The sequence below is a fragment of the Pseudomonas spartinae genome (assembly GCF_965197125.1).
Classification (GTDB): domain Bacteria; phylum Pseudomonadota; class Gammaproteobacteria; order Pseudomonadales; family Pseudomonadaceae; genus Aquipseudomonas; species Aquipseudomonas composti_A.
The window spans coordinates 80950-94452 of record NZ_CBDAMB010000007.1 but is presented as its reverse complement, the minus strand read 5'-3'; the positions used below and the strand labels follow the sequence as shown (position 1 = coordinate 94452).

The following is a 13503-nucleotide window of genomic DNA, read 5'->3' as shown; positions in this document are numbered from 1 at the left end:
GTGCGCCTACTGGTGCGCCACCACCGGCTGATAGCGCAACGCGGCGTTGGCGATCCAGCCCTCACGCAGCAAGGTATCGAGCGCAGCGGCCAACTCCGGCATGCGCTCCAGGCGCTTGCGTGAGAAGCCGATATAGAGTTCGGTACGCGCCTGGGGTTGGTAGGCGGCCTTGACGATACGCCCGGCCAGCTTGGGGTCGAGCAGGGAATAGTCAACCTGGCAGTCGGTGCCGACCAGAGCATCGATGCGGCCAAGCGCGAGCATTTCCAGCAGTTGCTGCTCGTTGCTGACACCGACCTTGTCCAGCGCCTTGTCGCTGTCGAACGGCTGGAAATACACCGACTCCAGCACATAGCCGATACGCAGCCCGCGCAGCGACGCATAGTCGTTCAAGAGCGTGGCCAGCGCCGGGCTGGCGTAGAAACGCGGCGCGCAGGCGTAGTACGGCGCATCCAGGTAGCGGATATAGCGCTCACGTTCGGCGGTCTTGGCCAGGCCGGTCATCATGTCCGCGGAGCCTTGCTCCAACGCAGCCAGGCCCCGTGCCCACGGCGCCCGCCTTACCTCGAAACGCATACCGGTGCGGCGTGACAGCTCGTTGAGCAGATCGATGTCCAACCCCTGCAGATGGCCATCTTCCTTGAGCATGCGAAACGGTGGCCAGAGGTCGGTCATCACTCGCAGCGGCTGCACCTCATCGGCCCGGCACAGAGGCGCCAGCACCAGCAGGATGAACAGCCAGGCACGCATCAGATGCGACCCTGGTTTCGCGGCCTCAGGCCGGACAGCCGTGGCAGCAGCACACGTTCGAACAGCCTGGGGAAGAAACGCGCCAGCACCCGCGCTCGCCAGTCGACATTCGACAGCACCAGCAGTCGGCGACGCTTGAGCGCGCCCTGGTAGATGGCGTCCGCTACGTCCTGTGGCGAGGCCACCTTGCCCATCGCCAGCGGCGGCTGCGCCGCCACCGAACCGTCGCCGACCAGGGCGTTCTTACGCAGATCGGTGGCAGTAAAGCCGGGGCACACCAGCATCACGTTCACCCCCGAACCCTTGAGCTCGTAACGCAGGGTCTCGAACAGCCCATGCAGCGCGTGCTTGCTGGCGTTGTAGGCACTGCGATAGAGCAAGGGCGCGATACCCGACAGCGAGCTGAGCACGATGATCTGGCCACGCCGGGCGATCAGGCTGGGCAAGGCTGCCTGAGTGCAATGCAGGGCGCCGAAATAGTTGACCGCCATGACCCGCTGGAAGACCTCCAGGCTGGTCTCGGCGAAGGTGCTGCGGTGGGTGATGCCGGCATTGTTGACCAACACGTCGATGCCACCGAATCGTTCGACCGCCAGCGCCACGGCGCGCTGCACCGCCTCGGCGTCGGCGACGTCACAGAGCAGGCCGAGCGACTCGGCGTTGTGATGATCGGCCAGATGCTGCACCAGACTGTCCAGCGCGGCCTGATTGAGGTCGAGGATCACCAGCCGCGCACCCGCCTGCGCCATGCGCATGGCCAGCGCCCGACCAATGCCGGCACAGCCGCCGGTGATCAGCACCACCTTGCGGTCGAATACCTTGTTGGCAAATACCTTGCGATACATGCACGGCTCCCGGAAGCCAAGTGTTGGAAGTACCGTCAGCCTTGATCTGCCATAGCGACCGACGGCGCGGCTTGTCGAACCTTTCGGCATGGTACTGCAGCCCCTTGCCGCTGTCCTTGCTGGCGAACGGTGCGGCGAAACGAGTGCGGCGACAATGCCGCGCACATGCCTGGGCCGATCCGGCGCACTCGGGTATTCTCGGCCTCCTTCCAGCATAGTCGTCCGTTTCGCCATGTCTCTGCCTCGCCCTCTTCGCCTGCTCCTGCTCATTGCGCTGCTTACGCTCGCCATGCTGCTGGCGTTGACCTATGCCCTGACCTGGCGTCCGCCACCCCGGGAAGAGGCGGCCGTGTCATGCAACGGCCAGGTCGCACCGCTGCAACCCGGCCAGGCACTCAAGGTGATGACCTGGAACGTGCAGTACCTGGCTGGCAAACGTCATGTGTTCTGGTACGACCTGCCCGGCGGCGATGGCCCGGACGAACGCCCGAGCAGCGAGGACCTGGCCCTGACGCTGGATGAAGTGGTGCGTGTGCTGCGTGACGAACAACCGGACGTTGTGCTGCTGCAGGAGCTGCATGACAACGCCAAGGCCAGTGACTATCAGGACCAGCTGGGCCTGTTGCAGGCGCGCCTGGGCGACCTCTACCCTTGCAGCACCCAGGCGTTCTACTGGAAGGCCGGCTTCGTTCCGCATCCGCGCATCCTTGGCAGCGTCGGCATGAAACTCGGCACCCTCAGCCGCTTCCAGATCGCCCGCGCCGAACGCCTGCAACTGCCCATGCCGGAAAGCGACCTGCTGCGCCGCCAGTTCCAGCTCAAGCGCGCGTTGCTGGTCAGTTACCTGCCGATTCGCGGCGGTGACGAACTGGTGGCCATCAACACCCACTTCGATGCCTTCGCCCAAGGCACGGATACCATGCAGCGCCAGGTGGAAATGACCGACGCTCTGCTCCAGCAACTGCAGAACGACGACAAGACTTGGGTGCTGGGCGGCGATCTCAACCTGCTGCCGCCCGGCCAGTTCCAGCGTCTGCCAGAGGCCCAGCGCAGCTGGTACGCACCTGACAGTGAGCTGCAGGCCTTGGCCCGCCGCTATCCGATGATCCCCAGCCTGCAACAGGCCAGCGGTGAGGACCAGGCCAGCTGGTATACCCATTACCCCAACGACCCGGCGGCCAGTGGCCCGGATCGTACCCTCGACTACCTGCTATACAGCCCACGCCTGACGCCGCTCACCAGCCTGGTTCGTCAGCGCGACACCCTGAGCATTTCCGATCATTTGCCGGTGATCGGTCGCTTCTTCCTGCCGAACCAGGAATGAAGCGCGCAGGACTGGACAAGTCCGCCGGGGCTTGCCCATGCTCCCCGAGCACCACTCGATAACAACGACAAGACGGCGAAGAGCCGCGGTACACGGATGCCAACACGCTGCTGCCTGATGTTCATCGCCCTGCTATGGCTGCACGCCGCCCATGCCGCCGAGGCCGAGCGCCGCGTTCACGTGGGTTACTACGAGTTTCCGCCCTACTCCTACACCGACGAGCAAGGCCTGCCCAGCGGCTCGGGCCTGGAGCTGGCCACGCGCCTGCTCGAGGAGGCGGGATACCAGGCGGATTTTCGCTCCTACCCCGGCGCGCGCCTGTACAGCGGGCTGCTCGATGGCAGCATCGCGCTCTGGCTCGGCGCCTCAGGCAAACCGGAGCTGGCCGAACACACCCTCGAAAGCAAGCACCTGCTGGGCGATATCAGCCTCAACCTGTACTTTCGCCCCGACACGCCCACACCGCGCATTCCACAAGACCTGCAGGATCGCGGGGTGATCCTGATCAATGGCTACAGCTATTGGCAGGGCGTCAACCAGTGGCTGCGGGACCCGGCGCGCAACATCACCCTTCACCGCACCTCCAACCACGCCTCGGCCCTGGAAATGCTCCAGCGCCGCCGCGGCGACTACCTGCTGGACTACCAGGCCCCCATCGACCAGGCCAAGCGCACACTCGACATGGGTGAACTGCCCTTCGTCGAGTTGCAGCGCTTGTCGCTGCGGCTGATCTACTCCCGCCACGCGCCTGGAGCCGAGCATCTGCGTGACGACCTCGACCGTGTTTATCAAAGGCTGAAGGATGCCGGCGAGGATCTGTGGCTGTACTGATCCGAGATATCGGCAGCTCTCCAGGGCACGGGTTCAGTCCACCCCTTGCCCGAGCATCACGCCGTTGACGACCTTGCCGTACAGGTTCACACCATCATCGGCGTGGTACTTGTCGCGGGTTTTCTCGATCGAGCCGTCGATCAACCGAGGGTCCTGCGGGCGCTCGTGGCTGTTCATGTAGGCCGCCACATGCCAGGCATCGGCATCGCTGAGCGTACCGCCCTTGCCCAGCGGCATGTTGTGGCGGATAAAGCCGGCAGCGGTGTTGATACGATGCATGCCCGCCCCCCAGTTGTAGGAGTCCTTGCCCCATAGCGGCGGCAGGACATAGTCCTTGCCGACTTTCTGCCCCTCACCGTTATCACCATGGCAAACCGCGCATTGCTGCTGATAGACCTGCTCGCCACGGGCCAGGTCATAGCCCCCCGCCGGTTCCTGCACCACTGGATACAGCCGCCCCGGTAGCGCCTTGCCCACCGGTGCACCGGTCGCCAGCCAGTACGAATAGGCCGTGATGGCGTTGATGATGTGGCTGTCCACCGCTGGCGCGGTGCCGTTCATGCTGAACTGGAAGCAGCCCTGGATGCGTTCGGCGAAGCTGTTGACCTTGTCGTTCTTCTTTCGATAAGCCGGATACATGGTGTAGGCACCCCACAACGGCGCCGAGTTTGCCTTGCGCCCCTGATCCAGGTGGCAGTTGGTGCAGTTCATGCCATTGCCGACATACTCACCGGCCTGGTTGCGGGTATCGACGAAGATCGCTCGCCCCTCACGTACCAGCTGGCCGAATCCATCGTTGGGCAGGTCTTGCTCATGCGGAGGCTGAAACCACTCGCTGTGTTCGGCCTTGACCGGCGCTGCGGGTAGCTGACTCTGGTCTTCCATGGCGATGCTCGCTGCATGAGCGGTGGCAGCGCTGGCCAGGCCAAACGCGAACGGGATCAGGTGTTTCATCGGGCACCTCCGGCAGGCAGGCCGGCAAAGTAGTCGGACACGGCTTGGATTTCTTCTTCGTTCAGGACCTTGGCGATATGCCCCATCAGGTCGCTTGGATCATTGCGGCGCACGCCCTTCTGCCAGTCGTGCAACTGATTGGCCAGGTACGCAGCAGGCTGCCCGGCCAGGGGTGGAAAGGTCTTGCCAACGCCGACACCTCCCGGTCCATGACAGGACACGCACTCGGGAATATTGCGCTCCCAGGCGCCACGCAAAGCCAGGCGCGCACCGAGGTCGCCTGCCGCTGCGGCACGGTTGGGTCTTGCGTACTGAGCCGCTGGTAACGCAGCGAAGAACCGCGTCACGGACTGGATGTCCTGATCACTCAGCCCGGCCGCGAATTGCTGCATGAAGGGATTGGAGCGCTTGCCAGCCTTGAAGTCATAAAGCTGCTTGGCCAGGTAGTCGGCAGATTGCCCAGCCAGGCGTGGAAAACCAGCAGCCGCCACGCCCATCAGGGCATCGCCGTGACACGCCGTGCAAGTCAGCATCACCTGGCTGACGCCGCCTTGCTGCGCAAGCGGCAGCGGCTCGAAAGCGAACACGCTGGACGTCAACACCACACACAGCCCTAGCAGAGATAAACGAGAGGCTCTCATTGGCATCCTCTTCAATAGTTGTTATCAGGCTTTCCAGATGCACAGCCAAGGCTGTGCACCGTCACTCAGGGCTTGGCAGAGCCCATGATGGTTTCCAGCATGTCCGGACGCGGCGCACCGTTCTGCTGCTGCAGACGGCCCGCATCATCGAGGTAGTAGATGGCCGGCGTCGCGGAGGCGCCCATTTCGCCCATCAGCTCCATGTTGGCGCTCAGTTGCTCCGTGATCTTTTCGGGGATCTTGCCCAGTGGTTTGAGCGTGCTTTCGCGCCCGGCCGATTCATGCTCGCCGAGCGCCTTGCGCTGATCGCTGGCAGCGAGCAGCGCCGCCGCCTTGCCAGGGCTGTCCGGGCGCAGCATGCCGACCATGACGTGGCGTACCTGCACACGCCCGGCCTCGACCCAAGGCCGCGCCTGACGCCAGAACATGTTGCAGTAAGGGCAGTTGGGGTCGGAGAACATGTAAACGACGCGTGGCGCCTTGTCGTCGCCGTCAGCGATCCAGGTGCTGCCTTGCAACTGCTGCCACATCTCCTGACCCAGCGGCTGATAGACCAGGCGCTCCAGCGGCGCCTTGGTCAGGTCCTCACCCTTGGCATCGAGCAAGGTACCGATCAGCACATGCTCACCATCGCCCGTCAGGTACAGCGCCAGCCCCTGGCCGTTGTAGCGCGCAGCATAGCCCTTGAGTCCACCAGGCGCGTCGAAGCTACCCACTACCTTGGCCCCACGGCCTTCGACAGCCTTGATCGCCGCAGGCAGCTCAGCGGCCTGGGCCAGTGGCGTCAGCAACAAGCCGAGCAAGGCTAGAGACTTGATTGAGTTCATGATCATTGGTCCGTCTTCAGGGTTTCCAGGGCCCGGGCCAGGCTGGCGCGGGACAGTTCACCGAGGTGGCTGCCAACCTGGCGACCCTCGGCGTCGTAGAACAAGGTGGTGGGCAGCGCCCGTGAGCCGACCAGTTGCCCGAGGCGGCCGCCACTGTCGAGCAGCACGTTGTCCAGTTGCAGCGCCTGGCTAGTGAGAAAGGCACTGACCTCTCCAGCACCCTCGCCCTGGTTGGCGAAGACGAAGGTCACACCCGGATGCTCACGCTGCGCCTCGGCCAGTACCGGCATCTCCCGCCGGCAAGGCGGGCACCAGGTCGCCCAGAGATTGATCACCATGGGTTGGCCAAGCTGTTCGCGCAGCACCACCGACTGCCCCTGGACATCGCGCAGGGCCAGTTCCGGCAGCCGCGTGCCCTGCTCCAGCGTGTGCAGCACCAGGCTGCCCATGCCCCAGATCAGTAGCCCCGTGGCCATGCCACCGCCCAGTGCCACACGCAACTGCGCGTGACGCCACAGATACCAGGCGCCCAGCAGCCCTGCCGCCAGCACACCGCCCCAGGCGATGAAGCCGCCATCGCGGATGTCGATCACGCGCCAGGGCGTCTCCTGATAGTGCTCGTAATACAGCGCGACGAAAGCCAGGCGCGCGCCCAGCAAGGCGGCCAGCAACAGGCGAAAGATCAGTTTTTCCGGATTGACCTGGCGCTTGCGCCCCAGCCACCAGCCGACCAGGGTCGCCAGCAGCAGGCTCAGCAACAGCAATACATGGCCGACGCCCAGCGCCAGCGGACCTACACCTATCGTCAACATCAGCCACGCTCCATCGTGCTATCCCAGACCCGCAAAAACTGCTGTGCATCCGCCTCGCCGGTGATGCGTTGCTGGCGTCGCTCCTCGCCGTCCGGGCCGATCAGCAGCAGGGTCGGCGGCCCCAGTACCTGATAACGGCTGAGCAGTTCACGGCTTGCCGCCCCCGGCGCGGTGACGTCCAGACGCAGCTTGCGCGCATCGGCCAGGCGCGCCTGCACCTCGGTGTTGCCGAATACCTCGCGCTCCATGACCTTGCACGACACGCACCAGTCCGCGTAGTAGTCCACCAGTACCCATTGTCCCTGCGCTTTGGCTGCATCCAGTTCGCGCTGCAGGTGTTCGCTCTCGCGCACGTCGACGAAGCTGGCCGTGCGTACCTCGGCTTGGGGCGCAGCGACAGCAGTGAACACCCCCAGCGGACGTAGCGGATCGCTGCCGCCAGCCGCCGCGCCCAGCAGCATCGCCACGCCCCACAATCCGAGTAACGCCGCGCCGGCATGGGCCAGCGCACGCTGCGCCTGTAGCTGAGCGGCCAGGTGCACGAGGCTGCTGGCCGCCAGGATCAACCAGGCACCACTCAGCGCCAGCCAGATCGACTCGGCCAGCAGTGGCCGCAGCAGGTACAGCGCCGTGGCCAGGAAGAGAAAACCGAACACCGCCTTGACCCGCTCCATCCACAGCCCCGGCTTGGGCAGCAGGCGATTGCCCAGCGTTACCAGCAGCACCAGTGGCGTACCGATGCCCAGCCCCAGCGCGAACAGCACCAGGCCGCCCTGCAACAGGTCGCCACTCTGCCCGATGAACAGCAAGGCAGCCGCCAGCGGTGCGGTCATGCAGGGGCCGACCAGCAGACCAGAAAGCACGCCGAGCAAACCGGCCCCCACCAGGCTACCGCCCTGCTGCCCGCGTCCGACCCGCTCCAGGCGATCGCGCAACGCAGCCGGCAATTGCAACTCGAAGAAACCGAACATCGGCAGCGCCAACAGCACGAACAGCGTCGCGAACGAGCCAATCAACCAGGGTTGCTGCAACAGACTCTGCAGATTGGCGCCGAGCGCTGCCGCCAGTACGCCGAGCAGCGCATAGACCAGCGCCATGCTCAGCGCATAAGTACCCGCCAGGGCAAAGCCACGTGATGGCGAAGCGCGGCTACCCACCACGATACCCGCGAGTATCGGCAGCATCGGCAGTGAACAAGGGGTGAATGCCAGCAGCAGGCCCAGGCCGAAGAACACTGCCATGCTCAGCCACAGCGCCTGCTGCTGCAGACCATCGAGCAAAGCCAGGTCATCGGCCCGACCGGCTTCGTCGGTGCCAGCACCACCAAGATCGAGCATCCGGGTTTGCGGTGGGTAACACAGGCCAGCATCGGCACAGCCCTGCCATTGCACCTCGATACGCCCGCGCGCCTCGGCTGGCAGGGTCAGTTGCAGGCGCTCGCGATAGATCTGCGAGGCGCCGAAATACTCGTCCTCATGAGCCAGGCCTGGCGGTAGCTCTGGCGCCTGTTCATCGCTCAGGCCAGTGAACTTGAGCCGTTGCTGATACAGGTAGTAACCCGGTGCTATGTCCCAGCTCAGCGTCGTTTCACCTTCGCTTTGCTGCTGCACGTCGAGCACGAATGCCTGCTCGGCAGCGAGAAAATTATCGCCCGAGCGCAGGCCGTCGATGGGCAGCGAGGCAAACGCAGCGCTACAGAACAGACTAAGGAGAACAACGAGCGAACGCATGACGGCACCGCACAACTGAGGAGATGTCGAGGATGCCAAAGTGCAATTAACAGCCGATTAACAGCCCGCCAATCAGCGCCAATAATCCTGCCTTAATCGCGATGAGCGATACTGTCGACTCGCCCTCTGCCGCCACTACCGCCCATGCATGTTCTGCTTACCGAAGACAACTCGCTGATCGCCAGCGGCGTGATCGCCGGCCTGCAAGCCCAGGGGTTCACCGTCGCCCATGCTGCCAGTGCGGCGGCGGCGCAAAGCCTGTTGCAGCACAGCCATTTCGACCTGCTGATTCTCGACCTCGGCCTGCCCGACGAAGACGGCCTGGCCTTGCTGCAACGTCTGCGCCGCGACGGCATGGTGCTGCCGGTCCTGGTCCTGACCGCACGCGACGCCATCGCCGAGCGGGTTGCTGGTCTGCAGGCCGGCGCCGACGACTACCTGACCAAACCCTTCGATCTTCGCGAGCTGGCTGCCCGCCTGCACGCCCTGCTGCGTCGCGCCGCAGGCCGGACCACGCACCTGATCGATCACGGGCCATTGCAGTACGACCCGACCACCTGTGCGGTGAGTCTTTGCGGCCAGCCCATCGATCTTTCGCGCCGCGAACAGGCGCTGTTGCAGGCGTTGCTGCAGAATCCGGGGCGCATCCTCAGCAGCGAACACCTCAAGGACTCGGTCTACGGCCTCGATGACGAGGTCGAGAGCAACGCCCTCAACGTGCATATCCATCACCTGCGGCGAAAACTCGGCAACGGCATCGTCGAAACGGTGCGCGGCCTGGGCTATCGCCTCGGCCCTGCCGGACATGAGGAGCAGCAGCCATGACCTTGCGCCTGCGCCTGACCCTCGGCCTTGGCGCCGCCTTCGTCCTGCTCTGGTCGCTGGCCGCGACCTGGATGCTTTATGACTTGCGCAACCAGCTAATGCAGTCACTCGACGAACGCCTGGCCGCCTCCGCGCGCATGGTTGCGGGTTTGCTGGTGCAACTACCGCAGGCACGCACGGCCAATGATGGCGTGCCACATCTGAGCGCAGAGCAGTTGGGTATTCCCAACGGCCTGGCCTGCCAGATCAGCTCGCTGCGCGGCGAGGTACTGGCGCGCAGCCATTCGACACCGGACGACCTGCTTGACGCGGGTCAGAAAGGTTTTCGCGACCAGATCATCGGTGACCGCCCCTGGCGCAGCTTCACCCTGATCCAAGGTGATCTGCGCATCACCACGGCCGATCGCCTGGATGAGCGTGCCACGCTGAAACGCTCGATTCTACTGGCTGCGGCGCTGCCCGTCGTGGTCGCCCTGCTCGGTAGCCTGGCCTTGCTGTGGATCGGGCTCGGTCGCGGCCTGGCGCCACTGGAACGAATCCGCGCCGCACTCGCCGGGCGCAGCGCCAATACCAGCGAGCCGCTGCCCTTGACCGGTCTATCGGAAGAACTGGCGCCCCTGGTCGAGGCGCAGAACCAACTGTTCCAACGCATCGGCGACACCCTGGAGCGCGAGCGCAGGCTGACCGACGACGCCGCACACGAACTGCGCAGCCCGCTGACGGCAGTGAAAACCCACCTGCAAGTGGCGGCGATGACCGAGGGCGACAACGCACGCACGGCCATCGCCATGGCCGAACAGGGCGCCGACCGCCTGCAACGCATCCTCGAGCAGTTGCTGATGCTGGCACGGGTCGAGGGCAACCTGCCGTTCGATGAAGGCCTGCCCTGCCGACCGTTGCAGATCGCTCGTCAGGCTATCGCCGATGCCACGCAGAAAACCGGTGCGGCCATCGAGCTGAGCTGCGCCGACGATCTGCCCGAACGCTGCCTGGCGATGCCACCGGCCCTGGCCATCGCGGCATTGCGCAATCTGCTGGAAAACGCCCGCCGCCATACCAAAGCAGGAACCTCGGTGTCTCTGCACATAGCCCTTGATGGCCCGCATGGCGTGCTGTTCAAGGTACGCGACCAGGGACCGGGCATTACCCCTGAACGCCTGCAGCGCTTCACCGAACGCTTCTGGCGCAGCGCCGACAGCGATGGCAGCGGCCTCGGCCTTTCCATCGTCAAGGCCATCGCCGAACGTTGCGGCTGCACCCTGCAGTTCATCGCCCATGGCGATGGCCTGGAAGTGCAACTGGGCGCAGCGCTACGCCGCGAAACACCCTGAGCCCTCACTTGCGCGGCTTGGCCCGCGCAGTGGGTTCGGCAATCAAGGGATCGTCTGGCCAGTAGTGCTTCGGATACCGACCTTTCAAATCCTTTTTCACATCGATGTAAGTGTTGGCCCAGAAACTGGCCAGATCCTGGGTCACCTGTACCGGCCGGCGCGCCGGTGACAGCAGGTGCAGCTTGAGGCCAAGACGCCCACCAGCGATGCGTGGTGTGGCGGCTAGGCCGAACAGCTCTTGCAGGCGCACGGCGAGTACCGGCGGGTGTTCCGTGTAGTCGATGGTGATGCGCGAGCCGGACGGCACACCCAGCGCACGCGGCGCCAGCTCGTCGAGGCGTTGCGGCAGCGGCCAGGGCAACAGCGTCTGCAGGATCGAAGGCAGGTCGAGGTTGGCGAAGTGGCTGAGGCGATTGACCTTGCCCAGAAACGGCGTCAGCCACTGTTCCAGGCTGGCCAGCAGCGCGGCATCGGACAAATCCGGCCATTCGCTCTGCCCCTGCTGCTCGATGTCCAGCTCACGCAGCAGCGCCACCCGCGCCTGCCACTGACGCAGCTCGGGCGTCCACGGCAGCAGTTCCAGGCCCTTGCGTCGTACCAGGCCGACCAGGGCGCGACCCCGCGCTTCTTCGTCCAGCGCGGCCAGCGCCTGGCGCTCGAGTACCAGTTCGCCGACCTTGCGCTGACGCTCGGCGCGCAGCACGCCTTCGCGTTCGTCCCAGTCGAGCACCTCCAGTACCTCGACCTGCTCGGCCAGCTCACCCGCGAACAGCGCCGGGTCGAGATCGACGGCCAGGTAGATGCGTTCTTCGCGTTGGCCCTGGCGGCTGCCCAGATCGGCCACCACCAGCCATTCATGCTTCATCAATGCGTCGGCTTCGCCGAACTGCGCCGCGCGACCATTGGCCAGGCGATAGTCAGCGCCACCGGCGCGGCGCTGCTGGGCGATGCGATCCGGATAAGCAAAGGCCAGCAGGCAGCCGAGCCAGCGCGGATGCTCGGGCTCGCTTACCGCCTGACCGATCGGCCGGCCTCTCAGCAGCCCCCCAAATTGCCGGGCCAACTGCCGCGCGCGCTGCACGCCACCTTGGGCATTGCGCCCGGCGCGGCTTTCGCCACTGAGCAGGGCCAGGCGGCTGTGCAGATCGGCGCCACCGCCGCGCAGAATGTCGCGCTCCGAGAGCAACGCCGCCAGGTCGCTGGCCAACGCACCAAGGCCCAGCGCCTGGCCGCGTAGCAGCAGATGGGCGATACGCGGATGGCTGGGCAGCTCGGCCATGGCCTGGCCATGGACGTTGAGCGCGCCACGCTCGTCCAGCGCACCGAGACGGGCCAGCAGGTCGACGGCCTGGGCGTATGCCGCAGGCGGTGGCACGTCGAGCCAGCACAGCTCCTGCGGCGTCACGCCCCAGCGCAGCAGTTGCAGGGCCAGCCCGGCCAGATCGGCCGCGAGGATTTCCGCGCCGGAATAGGCGCTGAGCTGTTCATGTTGCGCTTGCGACCACAGCCGATAGCAGGCGCCGGGCTCAAGACGGCCGGCTCGGCCAGCGCGTTGAGTGGCGGAGGCGCGGGAGATGCGCTGGGTGTCGAGACGGGTCATGCCGCTGGCCGGATCGAAACGCGGCACCCGTGCCAGGCCGGCATCGATCACCACGCGCACGCCGTCGATGGTCAGGCTGGTCTCGGCGATATTGGTAGCCAACACCACCTTGCGCTTGCCGGCCGGAGCCGGCTCGATGGCCGCGCGCTGGGCAGTCAGCTCCAGTTCGCCATGCAGCGGGCAGAGCAGGATGTCATCGCGCCCCGCCAGGAGCTCGCCCAGTTGCTCGGCCACGCGGCGAATCTCGGCCTGGCCCGGCAGGAACACCAGCAGGCTGCCAGGCTCGTCGGCCAGCGCCTGCTGCACCGTCTGCAGCACGCGCGGCTCGATCCATTCCCCTGGCTGGAACGGCGCGCCCCAGCGGATATCCACCGGGAACATGCGCCCTTCGCTGCGCAGCACCGGCGCCTCGCCGAGCAGCGCGGCCAGGCGCTCGCCCTCCAGCGTGGCCGACATCAGCAGCACCTTGAGCGGCGCCTCACCGCTGTCGGCCGCACGGAACATGGCGCGGCCGTTGAGCGTCAGCGCCAGGGCCAGGTCGGCATCGAGACTGCGCTCATGGAATTCGTCGAAAATCACCAGGCCGACGCCATCCAGCGCCGGGTCATCCTGCAGGCGGCGGGCGAGGATGCCCTCGGTGACCACCTCGATGCGCGTGTTCGGCCCCACCTTGCTGTCCAGACGAATGCGGTAGCCGACCGTCTCACCGACCCGTTCGCCCAGCTCGCTGGCCAGGCGCTCGGCCGCAGCGCGCGCAGCCAGGCGACGCGGTTCGAGCATGAGGATGGTTTGCCCGGCCAGCCAGGGCGCATCGAGCAGCGCCAGGGGCACACGGGTGGTCTTGCCGGCGCCGGGCGGCGCCTCCAGTACAACTTCGTGACGCTCGGCCAGGGCGTCGCGCAAGGCAGGTAACAGGATGTCGATTGGCAGGCTGTTCATCATTTCTCCACAACAGGCCGCCGATTATAGCGGCGAACCGCCAGCCGACTTGCCGGTCTGAAACAGCGGGCAGCAGTTTTGCAATCATCGCCTT

The 13503-nt window shown here is 65.6% G+C and carries 12 protein-coding genes; 4 read left to right on the top strand and 8 right to left on the bottom strand.

Going from position 1 to position 13503, the window contains the following annotated elements; translation table 11 throughout:
• Positions 1 to 6: 6 nt before the first annotated feature.
• The gene (locus tag ACN8M7_RS16225; RefSeq protein WP_490261442.1) at positions 7 to 750 is read right to left on the bottom strand and encodes a substrate-binding periplasmic protein; all 744 of its coding nucleotides are present in this window, start codon (positions 748 to 750) and stop codon (positions 7 to 9) included.
• Positions 750 to 1595, bottom strand: coding sequence for an SDR family oxidoreductase (locus ACN8M7_RS16220; protein ID WP_490261441.1), 846 nt, complete (start codon positions 1593 to 1595; stop codon positions 750 to 752). Before ACN8M7_RS16220 ends, ACN8M7_RS16225 begins: the two co-directional genes overlap by 1 nt.
• Before the next feature lie 232 nt (positions 1596 to 1827).
• Between ACN8M7_RS16220 and ACN8M7_RS16215 the strand changes: the two genes are divergently transcribed.
• Together ACN8M7_RS16215 and ACN8M7_RS16210 are read left to right on the top strand one after the other, a co-directional pair.
• Positions 1828 to 2919 (top strand): endonuclease/exonuclease/phosphatase family protein, encoded by a 1092-nt coding sequence (locus tag ACN8M7_RS16215; protein ID WP_490261440.1) that lies wholly within the window; start codon positions 1828 to 1830, stop codon positions 2917 to 2919.
• Positions 2920 to 3015: 96 nt separating this feature from the next.
• Positions 3016 to 3750, top strand: a complete 735-nt coding sequence (locus tag ACN8M7_RS16210) for a substrate-binding periplasmic protein (protein ID WP_490261439.1) — start codon at positions 3016 to 3018, stop codon at positions 3748 to 3750.
• A gap of 33 nt (positions 3751 to 3783) precedes the next feature.
• Here the strand turns inward: ACN8M7_RS16210 and ACN8M7_RS16205 are convergent, their stop codons facing one another.
• The 5 genes from ACN8M7_RS16205 to dsbD form a co-directional block, all read right to left on the bottom strand.
• Complete coding sequence (locus tag ACN8M7_RS16205; protein ID WP_490261438.1) at positions 3784 to 4704, bottom strand: c-type cytochrome; 921 nt, start codon at positions 4702 to 4704, stop codon at positions 3784 to 3786.
• The gene (locus tag ACN8M7_RS16200; RefSeq protein WP_490261437.1) at positions 4701 to 5345 is read right to left on the bottom strand and encodes a c-type cytochrome; all 645 of its coding nucleotides are present in this window, start codon (positions 5343 to 5345) and stop codon (positions 4701 to 4703) included. Before ACN8M7_RS16200 ends, ACN8M7_RS16205 begins: the two co-directional genes overlap by 4 nt.
• 65 nt (positions 5346 to 5410) lie before the next feature.
• The gene (gene dsbG / locus ACN8M7_RS16195) at positions 5411 to 6172 is read right to left on the bottom strand and encodes a thiol:disulfide interchange protein DsbG (RefSeq protein ID WP_490261436.1); all 762 of its coding nucleotides are present in this window, start codon (positions 6170 to 6172) and stop codon (positions 5411 to 5413) included.
• A 2-nt stretch (positions 6173 to 6174) separates the two neighbouring features.
• Positions 6175 to 6984: a TlpA family protein disulfide reductase gene (locus tag ACN8M7_RS16190; RefSeq protein WP_490261435.1), complete on the bottom strand. Its 810-nt coding sequence runs from the start codon at positions 6982 to 6984 to the stop codon at positions 6175 to 6177.
• Positions 6984 to 8714 carry a protein-disulfide reductase DsbD gene (dsbD, locus tag ACN8M7_RS16185; protein ID WP_490261434.1) on the bottom strand — a complete coding sequence of 577 codons (1731 nt, stop codon included), beginning with the start codon at positions 8712 to 8714 and terminating at the stop codon, positions 6984 to 6986. The genes ACN8M7_RS16190 and dsbD overlap by 1 nt, the downstream gene beginning before the upstream one ends.
• Before the next feature lie 144 nt (positions 8715 to 8858).
• Here dsbD and ACN8M7_RS16180 point away from each other — a divergent pair, with 144 nt between their 5' ends.
• Together ACN8M7_RS16180 and ACN8M7_RS16175 are read left to right on the top strand one after the other, a co-directional pair.
• Positions 8859 to 9539, top strand: a complete 681-nt coding sequence (locus ACN8M7_RS16180; RefSeq protein WP_490261433.1) for a response regulator — start codon at positions 8859 to 8861, stop codon at positions 9537 to 9539.
• Positions 9536 to 10870 carry a sensor histidine kinase gene (locus tag ACN8M7_RS16175; protein WP_490261432.1) on the top strand — a complete coding sequence of 445 codons (1335 nt, stop codon included), beginning with the start codon at positions 9536 to 9538 and terminating at the stop codon, positions 10868 to 10870. The genes ACN8M7_RS16180 and ACN8M7_RS16175 overlap by 4 nt, the downstream gene beginning before the upstream one ends.
• Positions 10871 to 10874: 4 nt before the next feature.
• Here ACN8M7_RS16175 and hrpB read toward each other — a convergent pair whose 3' ends face one another.
• On the bottom strand, positions 10875 to 13409 hold the full coding sequence (gene hrpB / locus ACN8M7_RS16170) for an ATP-dependent helicase HrpB (RefSeq protein WP_490261431.1): 2535 nt from the start codon (positions 13407 to 13409) through the stop codon (positions 10875 to 10877).
• Positions 13410 to 13503 lie beyond the last annotated feature (94 nt).

Excerpts from the sequence above, each read along its gene's own strand:
- ACN8M7_RS16225 (WP_490261442.1), bottom strand. The coding sequence starts at position 750 with ATGCGTGCCTGGCTGTTCATCCTGCTGGTGCTGGCGCCTCTGTGCCGG.
- ACN8M7_RS16220 (WP_490261441.1), bottom strand. The coding sequence starts at position 1,595 with ATGTATCGCAAGGTATTTGCCAACAAGGTATTCGACCGCAAGGTGGTG.
- ACN8M7_RS16215 (WP_490261440.1), top strand. The coding sequence starts at position 1,828 with ATGTCTCTGCCTCGCCCTCTTCGCCTGCTCCTGCTCATTGCGCTGCTT.
- ACN8M7_RS16210 (WP_490261439.1), top strand. The coding sequence starts at position 3,016 with ATGCCAACACGCTGCTGCCTGATGTTCATCGCCCTGCTATGGCTGCAC.
- ACN8M7_RS16205 (WP_490261438.1), bottom strand. The coding sequence starts at position 4,704 with ATGAAACACCTGATCCCGTTCGCGTTTGGCCTGGCCAGCGCTGCCACC.
- ACN8M7_RS16200 (WP_490261437.1), bottom strand. The coding sequence starts at position 5,345 with ATGAGAGCCTCTCGTTTATCTCTGCTAGGGCTGTGTGTGGTGTTGACG.
- dsbG (WP_490261436.1), bottom strand. The coding sequence starts at position 6,172 with ATGAACTCAATCAAGTCTCTAGCCTTGCTCGGCTTGTTGCTGACGCCA.
- ACN8M7_RS16190 (WP_490261435.1), bottom strand. The coding sequence starts at position 6,984 with ATGTTGACGATAGGTGTAGGTCCGCTGGCGCTGGGCGTCGGCCATGTA.
- dsbD (WP_490261434.1), bottom strand. The coding sequence starts at position 8,714 with ATGCGTTCGCTCGTTGTTCTCCTTAGTCTGTTCTGTAGCGCTGCGTTT.
- ACN8M7_RS16180 (WP_490261433.1), top strand. The coding sequence starts at position 8,859 with ATGCATGTTCTGCTTACCGAAGACAACTCGCTGATCGCCAGCGGCGTG.
- ACN8M7_RS16175 (WP_490261432.1), top strand. The coding sequence starts at position 9,536 with ATGACCTTGCGCCTGCGCCTGACCCTCGGCCTTGGCGCCGCCTTCGTC.
- hrpB (WP_490261431.1), bottom strand. The coding sequence starts at position 13,409 with ATGAACAGCCTGCCAATCGACATCCTGTTACCTGCCTTGCGCGACGCC.